Here is a 22,477-nt window from a genome sequence, read left to right on the forward strand (position 1 = left end):
TAAATTGTATGACTGTAAGATTTTTGCTTCAGTGTAAAAATAAAAAACTTGGCTGCAAACATACTCCAGGGTGCTCGAATTAATCCTCGCATTCTGAAAATAATTCATATAGGATAAAGTGTAATATCCTATTGTTACTATTGAGAATTATGGCAGTAATACGACAAGATCCCAAATCTAAAGCATCAAGAAAAGTCTCTCTTGCAAGTATGGTTGGAACTACAATTGAGTGGTATGACTTTTATCTTTTTGGTACCGCCTCAGCTTTATTTTTCAATAAACTTTTTTTCCCTAAAATTAGCCCTGTAGCTGGAATTATGGCTGCGTATGCAACCTATGCCGTTGGTTTCTTTGCCAGGCCCTTAGGGGGAATTATTTTTGGTCACTATGGTGATAAATTAAGTAGAAAAAGTATGCTTGTTATTACACTATGTATGATGGGGATATCTACTTTTTTAATCGGGTTACTTCCGACTTACCAGACAATAGGGATATTTGCGCCGCTTTTATTAGTGATTTTGCGATGTACGCAAGGTATAGCAGTTGGAGGAGAATGGGCTGGTGCGGTAGTGATGTCTGCTGAAGTTAGCCGGGAAAAAGAAAGAGGATTTTATTCAAGCTGGCCAAATGCAGGAGCTCCTTTGGGGTTGGTCATTTCCATCGCAATATTTCTTTTATTTTCCGCACTTCCAAATGAGCAATTTTTATCTTGGGGTTGGCGTGTTCCTTTTTTACTGAGTTTCATTGTAATTATGGTCGGTCTTTATATTCGATTGCAGATTATGGAGAGTAAGATTTTTGTGGACGCAACAAAGAATAAACGACCGCCCATAGTTCCTGCTTTGGAAATGTTGCGTTCTCATTTTAGAAACTTTATTTTGGCGATAGGGGCTCGTTTCATTGAAAGCGCTTCATTTTATGTTTTAACTGTTTTTATATTAAGTTATGGAACACTTGTTCTGAATTTACCAAAATCACTTCTTCTCTATGCTGTGATGATTGGTGCTGTTTTGGAAACGTTTTCAATTCCCTTTTTTGGTATGATCTCTGATCGGATAGGACGTCGCCCCGTTTATATTTCCGGTGCTTTATTGATGGCTTTCTTTGCATTTCCATTTTTTTGGTTGTTACAAACAAAAAATCCAGTGCAAGTTTTTTTTGCTATAGTGTTTGGGATGTGCATTCCTCATGCAATGATGCATGGTGCCCAGGGAGCATTTTATTCCGAATTATTTAAAACACGTATTCGTTATAGCGGAACGGCAATTGCTTATCATTTATCAGCAGCATTGTCTGGGGGATTAGCTCCATTACTTGCTACTGGATTAGTAGAGTGGGCGCATGGGAGTACTTGGCCTGTATCTGTGTATCTTATCATTATGGCCGTAATTACTATTTTCAGCGTTTATCTGGCTGTGGAGAGAGCACAGAAAGATATTTCCTAGTTTTTAATGATAGAGCATACCTGAGTGATTCTTTTTATTGTACTTGGGTATTTTTATGACTTTTGCTTTTTGCTAATTTTTGAACCTTTTTCCTTTGGAGGATAAATATCTGCCAGGGAAACAGATGTACCATGCTCTGACACAATTCGGGCATGATGTCGTCTTAATTCTCGTGGCTCTTCTACACCACAGGAATGACAGATGATACCTACTTCATTGGTGAGGTTTTTGACATAATGATAAACGCGAACGGCCTTGTTTTTAGGATTTAAGCCTCGGGTTAGCCATTTGTTGTGAGTTGTAATTCCAGTCGGACATGTATTCTTATGACATCTCAGCGCTTGTACACAGCCAAGCGCAAACATAAATCCACGCGCTGAATTGACAAAATCCGCTCCAACACAAAGTGCCCAGGCTACCATTCCGGGGGTAATTAATTTGCCGGAGGCAATGATTTTGATTCGATCACGCAAATCATATTCTACTAGTTTATCGACAAGGACAGGGAGACTTTCTGTTAGAGATAGGCCCATATAATCCGCAAGCGTTAGAGGAGCGGCTCCTGTTCCCCCCTCAGCACCATCAAGAGTAATAAAATCCGGTGCATACTCCACACCTCGTTTGAGGATTTCTTCACATAACTCGTCCAGCCATTCATAATCACCAAGAACAACTTTAAATCCCGTAGGTTTTCCAGTTACTTCTCTTACATGATGAATTAGATTAAGTAATTCAAATGAATTTGAAATTTCAGGAAAGCGATTTGGACTAATAGAATCTTCGTGAGGTTTGATGCCCCGAATTTTAGCAATCTCCTTTGTTACCTTAACAGCGGGTAATATTCCACCTCTTCCTGGTTTGGATCCTTGACTGAGTTTAATTTCAAACATTTTAACTTGAGGATGTGCCGCTGCTTCTTTTAATTTTTCATCAGACAAGTTACCGTCTTTATCGTGGTATCCATATTTTGCTGATCCAATCTGAGCAATCAAATCACATCCACCTGCTAAATGATAAGGGGATAAGCCGCCTTCCCCTGTATTGAGCCAACACCCCGCTTTTTTTGCACCATGCGATAAAGCAAGAATCGCATTTTGCGAAATGGATCCATGACTCATTGCCGAAATATTGATTAATGAGTTTGTTGTATAGGGATATTTGCAATGCATTCCAATTGTCACAGAGTGTGCTTTTACTACATATCGTTTAAGCACGGGAAAAGGTGAGTCAACAAAATATATTGTATTCGGTTTTCTGTCCCGAGTAGTTCCAAATCCTATAGTTGTGTCGGTATTTTTACTTGCTTCATAAATCCATGTACGTTCAGTGCGATTAAAAGGTAACTCTTCCCGGTCTCGAGTAAAAAAAAAGTGTCTTAAATAGACCCCCAATGATTCAGAGACATAGCGTACATAACCTATGAGAGGAAAGTTTCTTAATATAGTGTGCTCTTTTTGGAATACATTCCAAATTCCTAAAAGAATAAGAAATACGAAAAAACTAGCAAATAATAATCCTAGTGAACTAGTGAAATGGAAATAAGGCTCTTTCATAAATTAGCGTCCTAGCCAAAAGCAAAACCAGAATACACTACAAAAGCATTTTTCAGCAACTCTACCATTTATCATTAATAATGACTAATCACATTGATTGAGAAATAAAGAGTCAATGTGAGTTGAAAATAATAATAATTGGCATATAATGAACAACAATTTGAATTGATTATAGAGGTGATATGCCAGCAATTACGAACAGCAATGATGAGACCAGTCAGGAAAATTCTAATCTTATGCAAAAGATTGAAGTTGCAAAAAAAACTCCAGTTTCAGCCCCACAACAAATTATTCAGCCTAATCAAATAATTAAACTATTAAAATCCAAGGCTCGCCAAAAACAAGCAGAAAAAGCTTTTTTATATACATTTCCAGATATAGACAAACAAATGGTATTGGATTTTATTAAAACACTGCAAGACTTACCTTCGGTAACTCCTGATCCTGAGGCTGCTGCATTAATTCATCAATGGTATCTTTCAGTTGGCATGCAGAATAAAAAGGAGTTTTCAATGACTGATACAGAGTATCAGCATTATAAATCTGCAAATATAACTCGTATCATCACCTCTCATTGTTCACCTCAACAGAAGGAAAAATTGAAAGGAAAAGCCCTTCTTGATATAGGTGCTGGTGATTGTGCAATGACTTATTTGGTAAGCCAGCATTTAGAGATGGAAGGAAATGCAATTGATATTCAAACTGAGATTGACTGGGGTGGTGAAAATAGCAGTGATAAAAAAAGAAAAAATCATTATATGGCACAACTTCATAACTATTATGAATATGATGGCAGTGATCTATTAGGTGCACTTAAGGGGAAAAAATTTGCGGTGGTGATGTATAATCATTCATTACATCATTTCCCATCGTTTCAGGCACAGCTCGACAGTTTAAAACAGGCAAGTCAAATTTTAGAGCCAGGGGGCATTCTCTTTTTATCAGAGCATGCGAATTGTTTTGATGAGGATATCTTGGATCTATCTCATATTTTATTAAACCTAAGATATAGCATTGATAAAAAGCAAATTCTTAATCCTGAAGATGCTATGGAAGCTATTTCAAAATTTAAATCTGAATATCAATCGCTTTATTTTTCTAAAAATATTCTTGATGTAATCACCAAACAACTTGGGTTTACATTGGTGAAAGAAGAAGTTCGTTCTGCAACGGATGTAGCAAAAGCAACATTTTTCTGTTTTGTTAAAAAATCTTCAAGAGCTGAGTTGACGTATTCTCCATATTTCTTTGATGAAGATAAGGCAAGTAGGCTGCATCACCATGTAGACAACACTGCTCATCAGGATCTTCCTCAAAGAAGATATTCTGCAGAATCTTTTAATTAATTACTGTAATCAACCAGGGTTAGCCTGTATTGAATTGAACTTAGATACAGGCAAAACTCATGAACATCAATTGTTACACATAGGAACATATGAGGTTTCTTTAGTTTCTGATGGTGAGTTTACACCAAGCGTCTTTAAAAATTTTGAGCAAATTTCCTGAGTCTCAGGAAATATCTTTGCATAAAAAGAAAAATCTTCAACTGTTTGGCTCACGGTATTTTTCATGTATGCTTGTACATATTCTTTGTCTTCGAATAGATAAGACTGGCGGTCCAAATTTGTTAAAATAGTTAAAATATGCTGTTGATATGCTTCGATTAATTGAGTCACATTTGCTCGATTTTCAAATAAATTAAGGCCTAAAGAAGTGTTGCGAATCGTTTCATCCAATGTTACTACGTTTTTATTCCAGTATTCATTGTAGCGGTCTTCAAACAAGGAGTTTTGAAATTTCATATTTATCCTTTTATTAATTAAAGTGATAAATATATAGACAAAATATTAAGAAAATATTAAATGAAGCTGCTCTATGTGCATTAAAATTCGTTTCTTAATGTATCTTTGGAAGATGCTGATTCCCATACAGAGTGTACAAAGTCAGAATCTTCTATTTCAGGTAGTGTTACTGTTGGGGGCAATGAGGAGTTCACCTCTGCAAAGTGATTTCTTACAATTTCTCCATCAAGCAAGTCTTTTAAATCCGTGATGTAAGCAACAATACGCTCCGCAGGTAAACCCTCGATGATTGCTCCGTGAATATATTCTTCTGGAATGAAATCAAGTGAAGATAATACAATTAGTCTTTCCGCAACGCCCACGATTAATCCACTTTTCCCGTTTTCAATTTCTTTATCTTTTAAAAAGCCAGTGAATAAATCATCAAGAACAGTGGCTCCACCATATGTTATTAGTGGTTTTTTTTCCGATAAGTATTTAGTTAATGCCTCAATAGTTACTTTGTCAAAATTGCCTCTTATTGGCAAGCCATACTCAGGAAAAGTACCATGAATTCTGTAATAAGGCACATTACGTTCTATGGCTGATGCTAATCCACCAATACTTTGTGGTTTTGTGCTGAAAAAGCGCAGCTTCGCAATACCCATGCCGACACTCCAAATAAAAAATATACTTCAAAAATTCAAAAGTAATTAGAGCGGTCATATTTTTATAAGTTACTATGTATTAATTATAGCCATTATTTGGTCCTACGCCTTGTGGCAGAGTATCTTGGAACCAATTACACTTTCTACTCAGTTTGTATTCACTTAACGTATAGTCTCTAAGTTTTTATTTTTACATTAAATTATTTATGTTGTGCAATTTTCAGCAAAATATCTCATTCTATAGCACTATTAGCCTTAAGTATTTGTCTTAGTAGAGGAGGAGTAAAGAGGATAGATTTTGAATCATAAGGAAACTGCTTCATCCGCATGAAAAGAATTAGGATGAAATCACAAGACTTCATAATTTAGCGCATGAAAATTGGAAAACACTTTAAAGGTTTTATTTTCATACTAACTCACAGTCTACTCGTTGTCTCGCTTAAGTAGTGTATTTAACATTGCGATAAAGTTTTTGGATGCACTAAATTTAAAAAATCTTCACTTTTGATTTTTAGAAGTTGAGTATGATTACCCGCATTAAAAACAAGCCATTCTTTATGTGCAAGACTATCCGCAAGATAGACATCCATACCATAAAGTTCGCCAAACAATGGTATCGCTCCAACTTCACAGTCTGTAAATTTGTCTTGAAACTCAAATTCTTTAGCAATTTCTGCACGCTTTGTGTGAGTTTCTTTTTTTAATAGGTTTAAATCCAGACGAGCATGGGCGGGAATTGCTACTAGTGCAAATTTTCCATCCAATTTGACAACTATAGATTTAGCAAAACAGTTTCCTTTAATATGTGCTGCTTGTGCACATTGTGATGCTGTATATGCTCTAGGGTGGCTGATAGTCTTATATGCAATATCATGACTATGCATGTATTCTCTAATTGATGGGTTTAACATGAGGGGCTCCTGAAAAAGATCTATTTGATTAATTATAGTTCAATTTATCTATATCTATACTAGATAAAGTTGTTGCCCTATTATTAAGGCGCGCACGTTATTACTAGTATTAATCCAGGCAGCGCCGAATGATAGCCATACAGATTACCCTTGCTCAGTATGGCGCACTCTCTGTGGCAGTTCAATAAGAATAGAAATCACCAACGCAGCAAGCGCAATAATCTGAAGAATCGCCCGTGAAGCGTGGGCAAATTCCCATTGGTCTCGCAAACGCGTCCAATCAGGAGGAAGCGTCTCGGGTGATAGTGTGGCACAAGCGCAACGTTCACCGAGCGATCCAGATCCAGAAGATTGCGTGAGTCGCCACAAGACATGATGCAGCGAGCAATGTCCATCAAAATGCTGTCGGGTGGTTGCGGATGGTAACAACCAGCACCAAAGAGGCGACAACCGCTCCGAATGAAGCATTGAATTGGGAGCGATTTGGATATGCTATTTATAAATGCTAAGTTTAACAGAGCTAATCTACAAGTTTTATTTTTCCCTGGGAGCTCTAAATTAGCAACTTTGTGTTTATTTAAATTCCTTTATGGGTTAAAATTTGCCATAAATTTAACTCTATTGAAAACAATGTCGTCTATATCTTTTTTTGAAGAGCAACTCCGATCGTTTTATAAAAAAAGAGAACAAAGGGAAAATGCAGATATAACTATACGTGACTTAGTAATCTATCCGCAAAGTTCATTTTTCTCACAAGGAGAAGCTGGTCTACATACAAATCCCTATTCCTTTTTAGATATGTATTCACGATTAGCGGAATATGTTGAATTTTTATTTGATCTAGCTAATGACTATCACCGACAAGCTTATTGCATCGAGAAAAATGGTAAATTTTACTTACAAGAACAATATAAAAATACAATCACACGGCTTTCTTTATATGAGTTTGCTTTATATGGCAAGGAATATATCACTATAGATAAATTTAATTTATTAATTGAAAAAATTCAGCATTTAGCAACAAACTCATTAGATAATGTACATGTATGCTTAAGTTCTTTTCCAATTCTTGATAGTAATGGAAAAATATTAAATTGCACTCTTTATGTGACATGCGGGGCAAATTCTCAAATACGTGCTATTTTTAAAAGCACTGCCTCTTCTGTTGATGTAACATATCCAGGTTTAATAAATTTTTCACAAACAAACTATCCCGCCTCCGAGGTTTCTTCCTATATAGTAGGAAGTAATCAAGAACTTATTTCTAACAACAGTATATTTGAAATAGAAACTGTTGGTGGCGCTAAATACGTACAAGTGATTGATATTTGCCTTGATCATAAATTTAAACATGCTAAAAATTTATTCATGCAACAACTTGAGCCAAATTTTCCTACTGATACGTCTCATTTTTTAATACCGATACAGGTTGATCAACTTGTAATCTCGAACTCAATACAACTTATTGATGACGCCAAAATATGCCCATCAACTTTGCATGTTGATCCTGCCCCTGTTTTTTATGATAAGGAAAATAAAGATCGACCTGTAGAGCAAAAATTTGTATTTAATCCCAAAGACCTCCCCAAATGGGTAAAAAAGTACTCTTTATTAAACATTATTCCTAATCAATGTGGATTGCAGGTTTTTAATCCTCCTTTTGGTTCTGATTTTGATTTAGTTGCTTATCAAGAAAGAACTTTAACTACCTATCTTCCTGAAATTGCAAAACAAGTGCAGATTATTAATCAAAGAATTTTAGATGAAAAACTAAAAAAATTGATAGGAGTTAGAGAGGGTTATTCATCTGAAGAATTAACTCAGGCTCCAATGCCTCCTGTTGATTTATCGCCTTTAGTACTTGATACGGATCTTTTATTTTTAGAAAACGAAATGTTCTCTTCTTCTCAACTAGTCATTGATGAGCAAGAACTTGAAAAAATGATGGAGTTTTTCGACAATACGACCCCACCCGTGTTGGTCGACGATCTCGCGTTGCCAGAGGAATTGCTTTTACTCCCGCTAGAACAATTTTGTATCCCCCAAGCAGAAGAGCTAGAGCCTGTAGCTACTTTACCTCCACGTTTACAGCAGGAGTTTCAATCAGCAAAGCAGCCTTCATTTTTTAATATGCGGGTGATGAAGAGAAAACATGACGATGATGAGATAGCTGATGAACTAGAATCGCCTAAACGAAGGCAATTTGGTCATGGATGATTGCACCTCTGTTATGATACTACATTTTATTACCAATTTGCTGTCCATATAAATGATGCAGATGTTTTAAAGCAGACTATTGAGTTCTTTGTACTATAATTGATACAAATCAATGAACATAAAGGATGCAAATATGGACAGGGATGCAGAAGTATTAGAAATTTATCATCGAAATATAAGTAAAGAAGAAAAAATTCATTTACTTGAAGAAATGGCTCTTGATTTACGCAATGAAATGGAAGCCCAAGATCAAAATATGCATCCAGAAATTCATAATAAATTAGCTGAAGGCTTGAGGCTCGCAACGAATTTTATAAGAGAATTGCAGTCACTTAATAAATCATGACTTCAGCAAGCTATAAAAATAATGGGGGTAAGACTGATTACAAAGGTGGTGCATATTTATAGCTTAGGCTCAAAGAAGGGGGAGCAAATTGTGCTCCAATTGTCCTTTTCTCTGCGGTTATCATAGTCTTCGTGGGTGATTCAGGAATTTATTTTATTTGAGTATATTTAAAGCTACTGTCTTTTATTTTATCATTTAATTGAATTACTGCTTTTTCTCTATTTTTTGGGAGAACTTGTTTGGTAGCTGCTAGAGAGATATGGGGGGTATAATTTTCTGGAATAATATCCGCATACATTTTGAAATTTGTATGATAGTCCTGATTATATTTTTTAAGTAATAAATTCAATTTCAAATTAATATTTTTTAACTCATTTTTAGTGGGCTCATCTGGAAACAATACAATAGCATTACGAGTACATTTTTTATTGTTCGGTGCCGGCTTAGGACATGATGGCGATACTTGGTAAATACCAGCTTCTCCAAAAAAATAGTTTATAGGTGATTCAGTTTTTAATTCATTTTTTATCATCTTCTCTAAATTTTTATCACTTTTTCCATTTTCAATCCATCCCACCGTAACATGATAGTTAGGCATGTTCGTTTTATTTGTATTATTATCTTTTGCAATAATTGTATCCTTTACAAATTGATCATAAATTTTTGTTTTATCAGCTGAATTGACACGTAGTAGCAAAACAAGATCAGTTGGTTTTGCTGCAAAAGATAGAGAAAAAAACATTAAAGAAAAAAGATAAGTAATTAATATTTTCATCATAATTGACTCCTATAAAATTCATTAAACTATATCAATTAAATATTAATTAATTCTTAATTCACTTTAGTAACTAATGCATTTCCAAGAGGCCGTAGCCTTGATAGAGCCTAGTGTCATAGGATTTTATTCTGAGTTTTGGTTTGGAGAAAAAGATCAGCAAATTAGGTTGCAAGCAACCAGGCTTGCTGGAGAAAATAGATGACACATCATTATTTCGCAAGAGAATCTAATTAAGACGAACCCTTTTTATCGTTTGCATTAACTTCATTTAAGGAATATCTGCACTCCCCATGCTAGTTGAATGAAAGTAGCGTTGCCGTTTGCAAGCAAACGGTCTATGCGTATTATACTTGTTGAAGCTGAGTATTGGACTCTTGTGTTGTTTCTTTTGCCGGAATTTTAAAACCATCGAGATCGGGAAGATCCTTCATGTCACTTTCTTTGGGCATTATGGACTTATCGGTAATCTCTTGCGGGCCTTCTTTTCCTGGCCTATAGAGTTTTCCATCACCATTAGAAAAGGCAATGACTTTATTCGTTTTTTCATCAATCATAATAAAACTTTTTCCTGAATCAGCTTGCTTTTTAAAAAAGTCAGCCATGTCTTCATCGGATTTAAAAGATAGGTTTAATCGACCCTCATCATTTTTCTGAGGGGGGTTATTCTTAAACCATTCTTCCCCACAATGTTTTTTATAGGCCTCAAGCAAAGCTTCAGTTTGTTCACTTTGAACACTAGTACTCTTTTTCTTACGCGCAGATTCTTCTTTTTCAAGCATTTGCAGCGCCTGTAGCTGAGAGGTCTCGGATACTGTTTTCTTGGGAGGTGTTAATGGTATATCGTCTTCTAAAGAGGGAGGTGGTAGATTGTTCTTTACCCAATCGTTAATCATTTGTTTTTGACCCGGTGTTTGCACGCCAGCAGCCACACCACCACCAATTGCCAACTTTCCTGGAGGGGTTTTTTGATTAGTCCAGCCGAGTAACACGCCTCCACTCTCCATAAATTTAGAAGCATGGTCAAGACTTTGCTTTACTGCAGTATCTTTAGCGGGTGCTGGTTTTCCTTTGCTGTCGTATTCCATCGTGGTAATAGGAACTGTCCGGTATACACTCTGTAAATGTTTATATTTTGGCTCAGTGAGTAGCTGCTCGATTTCGGATATTACAGTTGCCTGATTAGCTCCACTTGTACCGGTTTTCCAACCCCCTTTGTTGTAGATATCTATAATTTTATCTGTTTGATCTTTATTGGCAGAATAAGTGATCCCAACCGTTTTAGCTCCATTAGCATGTAATCTCGCTACTTCATCCAAAATTTTAATTGCCTGAGCCCTAGATGAAACTGAAGTACCATCCTTCTCAAAATCTACGCGGAAGGGAACAATACTGTTTGGCATGTGAAAAATCCTTAAATTGTGATAACTATTTAATCATAGTTAATCCGATGTTTGTTTTCAATAAAATGAAAGTAGAGTTCAAATAATTTATTAATGAGCAATTCGAGGGTACTAAATTCTGAAATCGACAGATACGAAGAAGAACAAATAATCATCCTTGGAGAAAGACTTTTAAATGTGCTAGTAAGCGTAATCTTGCTTATAAATGGGAAATGCTTGCTTAAGATAATCTACTCAGAGTAGGATAAATTAATTAAAAAGAGTCCTGCTGAAGTTAGAAGGATGAATGAAGCACTGCAGTAAACAAAATTGAAAGGGACACGATACATGGATAAGATAACACCGCATTTATGGTTTGATAAGGAGGCTAGGGAAGCGGTCGAGTTCTATATTTCTTTGTTTCCTGACTCGAAAATTACGAATATCACAACACTTCATAACACACCATCGGGAGATTGTGACCTTGTTTCTTTTGAGCTTTCAGGCCAGTCTTTTATGGCGATCAGCGCAGGACCTCTTTTCAAATTCAATCCCTCGGTTTCATTTCTCGTAAATTTTAATCGCGCAGAGGGAAAGGATGCCAGAGAAAAACTCGATATATTATGGAACAAGTTGCTTAGCAAAGGCACGGTGCTTATGCCGCTTCAAGAATATCATTTCAGCAAACGCTATGGTTGGGTTCAGGATAAATACGGTCTTTCATGGCAACTTATTCTTTCAGATAGTGGGAGCGAAGAACGCCCTCATATCATTCCATCGCTTCTGTTCGTCGGGAATGTGTGCGGTAAAGCAGAAGAGGCTATCAATTTCTATATGTCGGTATTTAAAAACTCAAGATGGGGCGATGTTACTCATTATGGTTCGGATCAAGCCTCGGAAAAAGAAGGGACAATTGCATTTGCCGATTTTATACTTTCAGGCAAGTGGTTCGCTGCAATGGAGAGCGCTCAAAATCATAATTTTGCTTTTAACGAAGCGATATCATTCATCGTGAATTGCGAAACTCAGGAAGAAATTGATTATTACTGGGGGAAGCTCTCTGCTATACCGGAAGCAGAGCAGTGTGGCTGGCTTAAGGACAAATATGGCCTCTCATGGCAGGTAGTTCCTACAGCTATGGATGAAATGATGAAAAATGGCACTCGTAAACAGATTGACCATGTAATACAAGCATTTTTACCAATGAAGAAATTCGATATCGCAACGCTTAAGCGAGCTTATGAGGGAAAATAAACAATATGAGAAAATTAGTTATCCTATCATTTATAACTCTTGACGGTGTGATGCAAGCTCCCGGCGGCCCGGAAGAGGAGCCTACTGGTGGATTTAAATACGGCGGTTGGACCTTTCCTTATGATGTGCTTTATTTGTGACAAAATTATTGACTAATTCAAAAAGAAATCTATTACTTTATAGAAGATCATTTATTTCAGATTTTAGCAATCTGGTTATGAGAAATTAGATATGTGACAAAGAAATCGCATTTCTCTTTTTCTAACAGCAAAAGGAGAATAGATGGATACTATTGCTGTTATTATAAATAAAATGGCCAAAAATTCCTCTAAAGCCATACTCTATTTAGAGGGGTTAAAAGGTGCGAATATTTCTTATATTCTCTATGAGACCACACCAAAAAATTTGCCAAAAACAATAAAGAAATGTATTAATAAATATAAAGTTATTTTGATTGGTGGAGGAGATGGGACAATACGAACAGCAGCTCATTATTGCGTCCATACGTCAATAATTTTAGGGGTAATTCCCTTAGGCACTCTTAACCATTTTGCTAAGGAACTTGGTTTACCTAGTGGTGTTCAAGAGATAGTTGCTAGTTTGAAAAAACTTCATACAATTAAAATCGACTTAGCTGAGGTCAATGATAATATTTTTATTAATAACTCTTCCATTGGTTTTTATCCAAAATTTGCCGACAAACGAGAGCAGTATAATAAGAACTATAACAAATGGTTAAGCTACATACCTGGTTTTATCGAGAGTTTAAAAAAACATCCAGTCTTTACTTTAACTGTAAAAAGCAAAAATCTAGATTTATCATTACACACTTCTTTTTTGATGGTCAGTAATAACATATATTGTTATAAGTTTCCAGCAACAATTAAAAGAGAGAGTTTCCACAAAGCCTTGCTCGGTCTTTATTATTTTAAACAGGGAAAAATACAAATATTTAAAATAATCCAAAGTATATTTTGCAGTAAAAATCTCTTTGAACGAATTCAATCAAAACATCCTATTGAAATCCATTTTAAAAATGAGAAAGAAATTACAATCTCTCTGGATGGCGATACCATCAAGACAAAAACTCCATTGTATTATCGAACATTATCTCGCTCTTTAACTCTTTTAAAGAGTTCATCATGAAAATAATACACATTTCCGATCTTCATTTTGGAATGCATAATCCTGAGATTATTGAGTCTTTGCTGGAAGATCTAACTTTATTGAATCCCGATGTTATTATTATATCCGGAGACTTAACGCAGAGAGCTCGCTCTGAGCAATATAAACAATTATTAGGATTCCTGCAGCGCTTAACTATGCCTCTGCTTATTGTTCCAGGCAATCATGATATTCCTTTTGATAATCCCATTTACCGTTTTTTACATCCATTTAAACGCTACAAAGAATATATTTCTGCTCAGTTGGAGGTAAGTTTTAATAATAAAGAAGTAAATATTCTGGGGGTTAATAGTGCTACTCCGTATCAGATTAAAGATGGTAGGTTAAGTCAAAAAACCTTAGGGCGTATAAAAAATCATTTTTCATGTACCTCAAAACAATTAAACATTCTATTTTTTCATCATAATCTTAAATATTTTTCAGGGATGCATCATCCCTTAAATAATGCGGAAGAATTTATAGATTATTTAAAAGAAAGTCCTATTCATATCGTTTGCACAGGCCATCTTCATTATGCCAATTTAACACTAATTACCAAAAATCAAGGTGAGCAATGTGCACTACTGCACGCCGGTTCAACATCTTGTTTGCGAACTAAAGATGAAAAAAATAGTTATTATTCAATCAATACTGACCAATTAAAGTGTTCTATTGATTGGCGGGTCTTTGTTAATAATGCTTTTACATCTCATAAGATTTATGAGCTCGATTTTACTCCTAAGATTAAGTAAAGAGATGTATTTATTCAAAGATCGATCTGAATTGCTTCACTAGGTTCACAATGACAGCTGCCTCTTAATGAAGTATAACTACATGAGATAAGTTATTTTTGTCGTTAAATTTCGGAGCTCATAGATATTATGGAAAATTCTTTTGGTTTTATCTTCCTATTATGTTGATGATCATTTACTTATTTATACGAGCCTTTATCGGGAAACCAATGAAAAGAAGCTACATAAATATGATCTCGGCAATCTATTTAATTTTTTATTTACTCACTACAGCTTGGTTGGGGCTATTCTGGGTAGCGCGCATCGGCTTGCTCGCTTTTGATTTATATTATTTGTTTGGTTATTGTTTGCTATCTTTAGTTTCTATTCATCTTTGGTTTCAACTTCCTCTGGTTTCTAACTGGCTAAAAAAATAGTCCCTCTGTTCTGCTTGATAAAACACATACTCAATGGAAGCCATGGGTAAAAAAATCTTTTTAATTATCATAATGCTAATTGCTTATTCTGTGATAACGATGATCGTGTATGAATTTATTAGCCCAGCAACAATCCCTCTTATTGAGAATAACCTGGAAATATCGAGTGGTTATCGAATCTGGTTTACCACAGAAGGAAAGTATATCCACCACCAGGGAGATCTCTCTCGTAGCGCTGTTTTTGGTCTCAGGTTTTTTAACCGAAAGATTAGCCCTGATGATTTTTCAGGCGTAATCCGCCAGTCCTTTGTCCTTCTTGGAAATCCACATAATGTTGAAGATGGCAGTCGCATTGAACTATTCGTTATAGTCTCTAAGGTAAAGATTTAAGCAAAGGCGTTTATTGGTATATTCCTGAAAGAGCCACTTTAGAGAAAATTAGAGAGGGTGATTTCTCAAAAGAAATATATCAAGCCGGGCTTTCTCAGGTGCTTCTTGAATGAGCCGCCTTTGTTATTTTCTGGAGCGTTGATCTCAGTCGGATAGGATTGCTACACGGAGAAAGAGATTACCGGTACGCCAATTTAGAATCTAGCATAGGCGGAGAAACAACCTATCTTGCCGCCCAAGCACGTGGATTGGGAGCTTGCTCGGTAGGTGCATTTTATGATGATGAATTGCGAGATATTCTTAATACTCGAGAAACATGAAACATGAGCTCTTATTCACTGCAGTGGGTAATAGATAGGTTCTTAGGGACGGGACTGAGGTGTGAATGTGTGAAAAAATTTGAAAAAAAGTTTGTGACCCCATAGAGATTATGTAATTTTTCTAATAATCCATCTACCAATAACTTGAAAATTAGAATAATCTACTGCTAATTATGTGCATATGACAGAAGCACCTTGACACTAAAAGGAAATTAAATGTCTAATTATCATCTCAATTATCGACCTGATATCGATGGTTTGCGAGCAATCGCTGTTTTGTCAGTAGTTGGGTTCCATGTTTTTCCAACTTTGATAAAAGGAGGCTTCATCGGTGTTGATATTTTTTTTGTGATCTCGGGTTTTTTAATTTCCAGCATAATTTTTAATAATTTAACGAATAATAATTTCAATATTTTTGAATTCTATAGCCGCCGCATTAAAAGAATTTTTCCAGCTCTTCTAATTACATTGTTGGCTTGTTTCATAGTCGGGTGGTTCATTTTATTTCCCCATGAATACGCACAACTAGGTAAACATGTTTTAAGCGGTGCGGGATTTTTCTCGAACTTTACTTTTTGGTTTGAAGCGGGTTATTTTGATAATCTGGCAGAAACAAAGCCTTTACTCCATCTTTGGTCTTTAGGGGTTGAAGAGCAGTATTATATTATTTGGCCATTATTATTATGGCTTATCTGGAAAAAGCCGCCTATTATTCCAGGTGTTTTGTCGATTATTTTCATGGCTTCCTTAATCATCAATATTAGAGTGGTGCATCATGACTTAGTTGCTGCGTTCTACTCACCGCAAACTCGTTTCTGGGAGTTAGTAGCAGGGTCTTTTTTAGCGTATTTTATCTTTAAAAAACAATCCGCGAGCGCTGTTTCGGCTACTACTTCACTCCATGGACAAGACGCAGAACATAGCTTGGTCAGAGAAAAACAAGCTGTACCGAATAAGGATCGCTTAAAGTTAGGAAAAACTCTATTGCAAAATGCGATTGATATAAACGAGAAACACTCTATTTTGCAAAATGTTAGCTCGCTAGTGGGTTTTATATTACTCGGCATCAGCCTTTTATTTATTAACAAAACAAAAATTTTTCCAGGTTGGTGGGCAATCTTACCTAATCTTGGAACTTTGTTGATTATTCTAGCTGGACCTAAAGCGTGGTTTAACAAAGCCATTTTATCCAGTCGTGTTTTGATCTGGATTGGATTAATAAGTTTCCCATTATATTTATGGCATTGGCCTCTTCTTTCTTTCACATTCATTCTGAAAGGGGAACATGTAGGAATAAAAGCAGGGCTAATTATTATTTTAATCTCGATGATGTTTGCCTGGGGAACCTATTCTTTTATTGAGAAACCAATCCGCTTAAATCAAAAAAAATTTATTGTGTATTTATTAATCTTAATCATGTTAGTGATCGCTTTAATGGGTTTTTATTGTAAAAGTAAAGAGGGTTTCCTGAATAGACCCATCTGGAAAAATTTTAATGAAGCAAACGCTCAGATTGTTGGCCCTGCTTGGCAATACACAAAAAATGATCTTTGCTTAAATCGCTATCCTTTTGATGAAGCAAAAGATTATCGATGGTGGTTTTGTATGATGAATAAAAGCAAGAAACCAACTGTTATTTTACTTGGGAATAGTTTTGCAAACCAGCTTTATCCTGGGTTATTACATAATAAGTTATTCTCGAATGAGACCATACTTTCTATTGGCACTTGCGATGCAGCAAAAGTTGGCAAAACTCCTTTATTTGATAAGCCATTGGATCCAACCTTTCCTTGTGCGGGGGATAGGCCCCTACATCAAGAAAAGTTTATAAATAATATTATTAAACAAAACGTTGGCTCTTTAAAATACGCAATAATTGCAGGCATACCCAACCTACAGTCAGAAGATTACATTTATCGCTTGAAAAGCAGAATAGATTTTCTGGAAAAAAATCATATAAAAGTTATTGTCTTTTTACCTCATCTCCTTTTTAATAAGGATGTCAAAAGCTGTATTAGACCATTTAGCAGCGCTACAGGATGCATATCCGATTTGAAAGAAAGGAACGCTCTCATTCAATCGAATCAAGCAGTAATTAAAACAATATCAAAAACCAATCCAAGTGTTGTTTTTTTTGATCCGAATGATTTATTTTGTGATAGTAAGAAATGCTCAATGATAGATACTAACGGCCTTCCTTTCTATCGCGATCATGCGCATATTTCTGAGTATGGAAGCATAAAATTGGTCGGTTTGTTTCAAAAATGGGTGGAAAAAAATCTTTCGGAAAAGATAATAACTTAGAGGCATGGCGCAATTACCTTGACACTAAAAGGAAATTAAATGTCTAATTATCATCTCAATTATCGACCTGATATCGATGGTTTGCGAGCAATCGCTGTTTTGTCAGTAGTTGGGTTCCATGTTTTTCCAACTTTGATAAAAGGAGGCTTCATCGGTGTTGATATTTTTTTTGTGATCTCGGGTTTTTTAATTTCCAGTATAATTTTTAATAATTTAACGAATAATAATTTCAATATTTTTGAATTCTATAGCCGCCGCATTAAAAGAATTTTTCCAGCTCTTCTAATTACATTGTTGGCTTGTTTCATAGTCGGGTGGTTCATTTTATTTCCCCATGAATACGCACAACTAGGTAAACACGTTTTAAGCGGTGCGGGATTTTTCTCGAACTTTACTTTTTGGTTTGAAGCGGGTTATTTTGATAATCTAGCTGAAACAAAGCCTTTACTCCATCTTTGGTCTTTAGGGGTTGAAGAACAGTATTATATTATTTGGCCATTATTATTATGGCTTATCTGGAAAAAGCCGCCTATTATTCCAGGTGTTTTGTCGATTATTTTCATGGCTTCCTTAATCATCAATATTAAAGTGGTGCATCATGACTTAGTTGCTGCGTTCTACTCACCGCAAACTCGTTTCTGGGAGTTAATAACAGGGTCTCTTTTAGCATATTTTATCTTTAAAAAACAATCCGCGACTGCCGTTTCGAACACTACAATCCACGAACAAGACACGGAACAAAGCGGCGGGGTCAATATTAAAAAGCAGGCTGTACCGAATAAGGATCGCTTAAAATCAGGAAAAACTCTATTGCAAAATGCGATTGATATAAACGAGAAACACTCTATTTTGCAAAATGTTAGCTCGCTAGTGGGTTTTATATTACTCGGCATCAGCCTTTTATTTATTAACAAAACAAAAATTTTTCCAGGTTGGTGGGCAATCTTACCTAATCTTGGAACTTTGTTGATTATTCTAGCTGGACCTAAAGCGTGGTTTAACAAAGCCATTTTATCCAGTCGTGTTTTGATCTGGATTGGATTAATAAGTTTCCCATTATATTTATGGCATTGGCCTCTTCTTTCTTTCACATTCATTCTGAAAGGAGAACATGTAGGAATAAAAGCAGGGCTAATTATTATTTTAATCTCGATGATGTTTGCCTGGGGAACCTATTCTTTTATTGAGAAACCAATCCGCTTAAATCAAAAAAAATTTATTGTGTATTTATTAATCTTAATCATGTTAGTGATCGCTTTAATGGGTTTTTATTGTAAAAGTAAAGAGGGTTTCCTGAATAGACCCTTCTGGAAAAATTTTAATGAAGCAAACGCCCAGTTTGTTGGCCCTGCTTGGCAATACACAAAAAATGATCTTTGCTTAAATCGCTATCCTTTTGATGAAGCAAAAGATTATCGATGGTGGTTTTGTATGATGAATAAAAGCAAGAAACCAACTGTTATTTTACTTGGGAATAGTTTTGCAAACCAGCTTTATCCAGGGTTGTTACATAATAAGCTATTCTCGAATGAGACCATACTTTCTATTGGTACTTGCGATGCAGCAAAAGTTGGCAAAACTCCTTTATTTGATAAGCCATTAGATCCAACTTTTCCTTGTGCGGGGGATAGGCCCCTACATCAAGAAAAGTTTATAAATAATATTATTAAACAAAACGTTGGTTCTTTAAAATATGCAATAATTGCAGGCTTATACGGTGCGTCAGAAGAGTACCTGGCTCGCTTGAAAAGCAGAATAGATTTCCTGGAAAAAAATCATATAAAAGTTATTGTCTTTTTACCTCATCTTATGTTTAATAAAAAAGATGTCAAAAGCTGTATTAGACCATTTAGCAGCGCTGCAAGATGTAGATCCGATTTGAAAGAAAGGAATGCTCTCATTCCATTTAATCAAGCAGTAATTAAAACAATATCAAAAACCAATCCAGGCGTTGTTTTTTTTGATCCGAATGATTTATTTTGTGATGAAAAAAAATGCTCAATGATAGATACTAACGGTCTTCCTTTCTATCGTGATCAAGTACATATTTCTGAATATGGAAGTATAAAATTGGCTGATTTGTTTGAGAAATGGGCTAAAAAAAATCTTTCATAAATGATAATAAGGCCGGGACGAAAATAACTTGAGTGGAAAACGTCCTAATCTGCTAGGTCGTGGGGATGAATTGTAAAAACATCCTAAATATATTAACAATAAATTTGCTCTTTACATGTTGAAGCATTTTATGCAATATGCAAAACTCAATGAATATCAAAATGTTATTAGGTAAAGATATGCCTATCGAGAGATATCCTCTTTCTGAATGTCATTCATCGGGTTTAGTCAAAGTTTCGGATGATACTTATATCTATTATGAGCAACGCGGGAATCCATTAGGACCTACAGTTGTTTATAATCATGGTGGCCCTGGTGGTTCTTCAAGTCCCGAAAATAGCCAGTGGTTTGATCCTGAATACTATAACATCATTCTTTATGATCAACGAGGAACCGGTCGCTCATGTCCTTCTATCGAATCCCCAGAAGTTGACCCAAAGCAGTTCTCTAAACTTACGATTGATGATATGGCCGCTGATCTTGAAAATTTGAGAGATGCTTTAAATATTAGCCAATGGCTTGTTTTTGGAGGCTCTTGGGGATCTACCCTTTCTTTATATTATGCTGCCAAATATCCTCAGCGTATTAAAGGCGTCATTGTATATGGAATTTTTTTAAATGACCCTGAAGAAATGAGCCAATACTATGATGTAAAACTCATCAAAGAGCGTTTTCCTGAATTAGGAGCTGAGGCTTTAGATACTTTATTGTCCCATGCGCAATCAAAAGGAGTGACCATTAACCCTAATTCACCACAAAGCTTGATGGATGCTTATTATCAATTTTGTGTTAATGAAAATGATATGAAGGCACAATATCTGTGGACGGCGTTTGAACGTTTTAATGATAGTCCAACAAAAGAATCATTAGATGATTTGCATAATCCACCAGAAAAAATTGACCCCAGTGATAGAACTCATGCAGTTTTTGAATGCATCCTCTTTAGATTTGCTTATCACGGATTTAATCTTTTAGATAAAGATTTATTAATGCCCTTTAATGAGATTCCTATTCGTATTGTTCAAGGGCTCTCAGATACTGAAGCACCACCTATTTTTGCACAAAAACTAGTGAAAACCTTATTGGAAATAAAACCTAATCTTTGGTATCGGTTTATTTCGGGTAAACATGCTGGAGATTCTTCCGAAGAAATGACTCAAACTTTGCTGGACTGTACCAATTACTTTAAAAAAGAGGTTGGTGCTCTTGAAACTGAGCAACAACATTCGGATGTTACTGCTCTATTGATGCAAGGTGTATTTGCATCTAAATTGGAAAATAAGCCTTTTTCTAATTCCTTACATTTGAATACTGACGGTTATGGACCTTCTGGTCCATAGTTGTTATTTAATAAATGCAAATTAAGAGTAAAAATAATTAAGAAAAAACCAGTCCATGAGAGAATTTACACGAAATCACGAAAAGTCAATTACTTGTTGGTCAAAATGACCTAATCTGCTGCTCTTTTGAAGCTTAGTCCATCTCTCAATTTACAGGGGTTTGCGCAAGTTTTGGTCTATAATTAATTATCATTATTTTTATTTAATTTCTATTATGAGATTTAAAATTTCCAGGGTAGCAAATCCAATCTTCGCGTTAGTTAAGTACACAGGTAAAATAGCATGGACGCATTGGGTAAATGTACCTAGTACAGGCTATGAATATGTAGATGAGGTAGAGGTAAGAAAAGAGCTAATTGATAGCGAAGGCGATAAAAAAGATGAAAATAGAATAAAAGTAACAGAAGATCTGCCCCGTTATGCAGCTTTTTCTTATCATGGAATATCTCTAAGTGAAATGAATAACTATGGTTATGGAGAAGATTTTAATCCAAATATAGTTATATTGAATGATCGCAATTCTGAATCAATTTTTCCTGGCAGTGACTTTAAAAATGATAATTGGGAGCTTGCCCTTAACAATGTAGTTGTAGATAGTGAGGGTAGGTTTATAGCTGATGGCTGGGATAATGATGACTGGGGTGCAGCGCCTGTTAATAGAGTGATTGCTGATAGCGAAGGACGTCTTATAGCTGATGAGTGGAATAATGATGACTGGGATGCAGCGCCTGTTAATAGAGTGACCGCTGATAGCGAGGGACGGCTTATAGCTGATGAGTGGGATAATGATGACTGGGATGCGGCGCCTGTTAATAGAGTAATCGCTGATAGTGAGGGTAATCTTGCAAACACTACTGCTGAATCCAATAAGGATGAAAGCATGGCTGTGCAGCCTATTGTTCCAATCAAATCTGAATTAAAAATTATTAAAATTAGACCAGACAATAGACAATCTAACGTAGAAATTATTACAAGATTATTGGATGATGAATTGTTAAAAAATTCTGGCACAGAGGAATTAATTCAAAATCTATTAACAAGGATTAAAAATATTGATTTATTGGATGAAAAAGAAATTTATCTAGGGTTACAAGGCATTAAAGATTATATAATCGATTGGGAAAAAAATAACTCTAATGAGGCAGAAAAAATTAGTCCTAGGCTATTAAAGTTAATGGAAATCTTTAAAACTAATAATTCTACTTTTGAAGAGATATTGAAATCCGCGTTACAGCATAAGGAATTCACTGAAATCATCGATCGTTTCAATACAGGACTTACGCAAAACTTTGTAAATTAAGAAATAGATCAAGCAAGTCGTCTAGAATAATTGAACTGATATTT

At 35.5% G+C, this 22,477-nt stretch carries 22 protein-coding genes; 15 read left to right on the plus strand and 7 right to left on the minus strand.

What is annotated here, in order from left to right; genetic code table 11:
• The first annotated feature begins 149 nt into the window (after nt 1-149).
• The gene (locus tag DY223_RS07450; protein ID WP_058459335.1) at nt 150-1,445 is read left to right on the plus strand and encodes an MFS transporter; all 1,296 of its coding nucleotides are present in this window, start codon (nt 150-152) and stop codon (nt 1,443-1,445) included.
• 53 nt (nt 1,446-1,498) lie between these two features.
• On the opposite strand, the gene DY223_RS07455 is transcribed toward DY223_RS07450, so the two are convergent.
• A complete protein-coding gene (locus DY223_RS07455) occupies nt 1,499-2,998 on the minus strand; it encodes an FMN-binding glutamate synthase family protein (protein WP_058459336.1) in 1,500 nt (499 codons plus the stop codon).
• Nucleotides 2,999-3,180: 182 nt separating this feature from the next.
• Between DY223_RS07455 and DY223_RS07460 the strand changes: the two genes are divergently transcribed.
• Nucleotides 3,181-4,344, plus strand: coding sequence for a class I SAM-dependent methyltransferase (locus tag DY223_RS07460; RefSeq protein ID WP_058459337.1), 1,164 nt, complete (start codon nt 3,181-3,183; stop codon nt 4,342-4,344).
• A gap of 66 nt (nt 4,345-4,410) precedes the next feature.
• Here DY223_RS07460 and DY223_RS07465 read toward each other — a convergent pair whose 3' ends face one another.
• The 4 genes from DY223_RS07465 to DY223_RS07480 form a co-directional block, all read right to left on the minus strand.
• A complete protein-coding gene (locus DY223_RS07465; protein WP_058459338.1) occupies nt 4,411-4,800 on the minus strand; it encodes a hypothetical protein in 390 nt (129 codons plus the stop codon).
• A gap of 80 nt (nt 4,801-4,880) precedes the next feature.
• A complete protein-coding gene (locus DY223_RS07470) occupies nt 4,881-5,447 on the minus strand; it encodes a hypothetical protein (RefSeq protein ID WP_058459339.1) in 567 nt (188 codons plus the stop codon).
• A gap of 452 nt (nt 5,448-5,899) precedes the next feature.
• On the minus strand, nt 5,900-6,358 hold the full coding sequence (locus DY223_RS07475; protein WP_058459340.1) for an aminoacyl-tRNA deacylase: 459 nt from the start codon (nt 6,356-6,358) through the stop codon (nt 5,900-5,902).
• A gap of 144 nt (nt 6,359-6,502) precedes the next feature.
• A complete protein-coding gene (locus DY223_RS07480; protein ID WP_058459341.1) occupies nt 6,503-6,787 on the minus strand; it encodes a hypothetical protein in 285 nt (94 codons plus the stop codon).
• Nucleotides 6,788-6,988: 201 nt separating this feature from the next.
• On the opposite strand from DY223_RS07480, the gene DY223_RS07485 reads away from it, so the two are divergent.
• Nucleotides 6,989-8,575, plus strand: coding sequence for a hypothetical protein (locus DY223_RS07485; protein WP_131744452.1), 1,587 nt, complete (start codon nt 6,989-6,991; stop codon nt 8,573-8,575).
• A gap of 133 nt (nt 8,576-8,708) precedes the next feature.
• Entirely contained in the window at nt 8,709-8,921 is a 213-nt protein-coding gene (locus DY223_RS07490; RefSeq protein WP_058459343.1) for a hypothetical protein, read from the plus strand.
• A 148-nt stretch (nt 8,922-9,069) separates the two neighbouring features.
• Here the strand turns inward: DY223_RS07490 and DY223_RS07495 are convergent, their stop codons facing one another.
• Nucleotides 9,070-9,699, minus strand: a complete 630-nt coding sequence (locus DY223_RS07495; RefSeq protein ID WP_058459344.1) for a hypothetical protein — start codon at nt 9,697-9,699, stop codon at nt 9,070-9,072.
• Between the two features lie 344 nt (nt 9,700-10,043).
• Nucleotides 10,044-11,099, minus strand: coding sequence for a hypothetical protein (locus DY223_RS07500; RefSeq protein ID WP_058459345.1), 1,056 nt, complete (start codon nt 11,097-11,099; stop codon nt 10,044-10,046).
• A 327-nt stretch (nt 11,100-11,426) separates the two neighbouring features.
• Between DY223_RS07500 and DY223_RS07505 the strand changes: the two genes are divergently transcribed.
• The 11 genes from DY223_RS07505 (at nt 11,427) to DY223_RS07555 (ending at nt 22,433) form a co-directional block, all read left to right on the plus strand.
• Nucleotides 11,427-12,332, plus strand: a complete 906-nt coding sequence (locus DY223_RS07505; RefSeq protein ID WP_058459346.1) for a VOC family protein — start codon at nt 11,427-11,429, stop codon at nt 12,330-12,332.
• A 5-nt stretch (nt 12,333-12,337) separates the two neighbouring features.
• On the plus strand, nt 12,338-12,472 hold the full coding sequence (locus tag DY223_RS19460) for a hypothetical protein (RefSeq protein WP_259293083.1): 135 nt from the start codon (nt 12,338-12,340) through the stop codon (nt 12,470-12,472).
• 142 nt (nt 12,473-12,614) lie between these two features.
• Nucleotides 12,615-13,478, plus strand: a complete 864-nt coding sequence (locus tag DY223_RS07515; RefSeq protein ID WP_058459347.1) for a diacylglycerol/lipid kinase family protein — start codon at nt 12,615-12,617, stop codon at nt 13,476-13,478.
• Nucleotides 13,475-14,248 (plus strand): metallophosphoesterase family protein, encoded by a 774-nt coding sequence (locus tag DY223_RS07520; protein ID WP_058459348.1) that lies wholly within the window; start codon nt 13,475-13,477, stop codon nt 14,246-14,248. The genes DY223_RS07515 and DY223_RS07520 overlap by 4 nt, the downstream gene beginning before the upstream one ends.
• A 209-nt stretch (nt 14,249-14,457) precedes the next feature.
• On the plus strand, nt 14,458-14,664 hold the full coding sequence (locus DY223_RS07525; protein ID WP_131744453.1) for a hypothetical protein: 207 nt from the start codon (nt 14,458-14,460) through the stop codon (nt 14,662-14,664).
• A 42-nt stretch (nt 14,665-14,706) separates the two neighbouring features.
• Entirely contained in the window at nt 14,707-15,054 is a 348-nt protein-coding gene (locus DY223_RS07530; protein WP_058459350.1) for a hypothetical protein, read from the plus strand.
• 125 nt (nt 15,055-15,179) lie between these two features.
• The gene (locus tag DY223_RS19800; RefSeq protein WP_082642439.1) at nt 15,180-15,374 is read left to right on the plus strand and encodes a nitroreductase family protein; all 195 of its coding nucleotides are present in this window, start codon (nt 15,180-15,182) and stop codon (nt 15,372-15,374) included.
• 216 nt (nt 15,375-15,590) lie between these two features.
• The gene (locus DY223_RS07540; protein ID WP_115684297.1) at nt 15,591-17,678 is read left to right on the plus strand and encodes an acyltransferase family protein; all 2,088 of its coding nucleotides are present in this window, start codon (nt 15,591-15,593) and stop codon (nt 17,676-17,678) included.
• 39 nt (nt 17,679-17,717) lie between these two features.
• Complete coding sequence (locus DY223_RS07545) at nt 17,718-19,793, plus strand: acyltransferase family protein (RefSeq protein ID WP_115684298.1); 2,076 nt, start codon at nt 17,718-17,720, stop codon at nt 19,791-19,793.
• A gap of 149 nt (nt 19,794-19,942) precedes the next feature.
• Nucleotides 19,943-21,133, plus strand: coding sequence for an alpha/beta fold hydrolase (locus DY223_RS07550; RefSeq protein WP_160116278.1), 1,191 nt, complete (start codon nt 19,943-19,945; stop codon nt 21,131-21,133).
• 214 nt (nt 21,134-21,347) lie between these two features.
• Nucleotides 21,348-22,433 (plus strand): hypothetical protein, encoded by a 1,086-nt coding sequence (locus tag DY223_RS07555; RefSeq protein ID WP_131744499.1) that lies wholly within the window; start codon nt 21,348-21,350, stop codon nt 22,431-22,433.
• Nucleotides 22,434-22,477: the final 44 nt, after the last annotated feature.

The sequence above is a fragment of the Legionella bozemanae genome, assembly GCF_900450575.1.
Lineage (GTDB): Bacteria > Pseudomonadota > Gammaproteobacteria > Legionellales > Legionellaceae > Legionella > Legionella bozemanae.

Coding starts and splice junctions, on each gene's coding strand:
- DY223_RS07450 (WP_058459335.1), top strand. CDS start 150: ATGGCAGTAATACGACAAGATCCCAAATCTAAAGCATCAAGAAAAGTC.
- DY223_RS07455 (WP_058459336.1), bottom strand. CDS start 2,998: ATGAAAGAGCCTTATTTCCATTTCACTAGTTCACTAGGATTATTATTT.
- DY223_RS07460 (WP_058459337.1), top strand. CDS start 3,181: ATGCCAGCAATTACGAACAGCAATGATGAGACCAGTCAGGAAAATTCT.
- DY223_RS07465 (WP_058459338.1), bottom strand. CDS start 4,800: ATGAAATTTCAAAACTCCTTGTTTGAAGACCGCTACAATGAATACTGG.
- DY223_RS07470 (WP_058459339.1), bottom strand. CDS start 5,447: ATGGGTATTGCGAAGCTGCGCTTTTTCAGCACAAAACCACAAAGTATT.
- DY223_RS07475 (WP_058459340.1), bottom strand. CDS start 6,358: ATGTTAAACCCATCAATTAGAGAATACATGCATAGTCATGATATTGCA.
- DY223_RS07485 (WP_131744452.1), top strand. CDS start 6,989: ATGTCGTCTATATCTTTTTTTGAAGAGCAACTCCGATCGTTTTATAAA.
- DY223_RS07490 (WP_058459343.1), top strand. CDS start 8,709: ATGGACAGGGATGCAGAAGTATTAGAAATTTATCATCGAAATATAAGT.
- DY223_RS07495 (WP_058459344.1), bottom strand. CDS start 9,699: ATGATGAAAATATTAATTACTTATCTTTTTTCTTTAATGTTTTTTTCT.
- DY223_RS07500 (WP_058459345.1), bottom strand. CDS start 11,099: ATGCCAAACAGTATTGTTCCCTTCCGCGTAGATTTTGAGAAGGATGGT.
- DY223_RS07505 (WP_058459346.1), top strand. CDS start 11,427: ATGGATAAGATAACACCGCATTTATGGTTTGATAAGGAGGCTAGGGAA.
- DY223_RS19460 (WP_259293083.1), top strand. CDS start 12,338: ATGAGAAAATTAGTTATCCTATCATTTATAACTCTTGACGGTGTGATG.
- DY223_RS07515 (WP_058459347.1), top strand. CDS start 12,615: ATGGATACTATTGCTGTTATTATAAATAAAATGGCCAAAAATTCCTCT.
- DY223_RS07520 (WP_058459348.1), top strand. CDS start 13,475: ATGAAAATAATACACATTTCCGATCTTCATTTTGGAATGCATAATCCT.
- DY223_RS07525 (WP_131744453.1), top strand. CDS start 14,458: ATGAAAAGAAGCTACATAAATATGATCTCGGCAATCTATTTAATTTTT.
- DY223_RS07530 (WP_058459350.1), top strand. CDS start 14,707: ATGGGTAAAAAAATCTTTTTAATTATCATAATGCTAATTGCTTATTCT.
- DY223_RS07540 (WP_115684297.1), top strand. CDS start 15,591: ATGTCTAATTATCATCTCAATTATCGACCTGATATCGATGGTTTGCGA.
- DY223_RS07545 (WP_115684298.1), top strand. CDS start 17,718: ATGTCTAATTATCATCTCAATTATCGACCTGATATCGATGGTTTGCGA.
- DY223_RS07550 (WP_160116278.1), top strand. CDS start 19,943: ATGAATATCAAAATGTTATTAGGTAAAGATATGCCTATCGAGAGATAT.
- DY223_RS07555 (WP_131744499.1), top strand. CDS start 21,348: ATGAGATTTAAAATTTCCAGGGTAGCAAATCCAATCTTCGCGTTAGTT.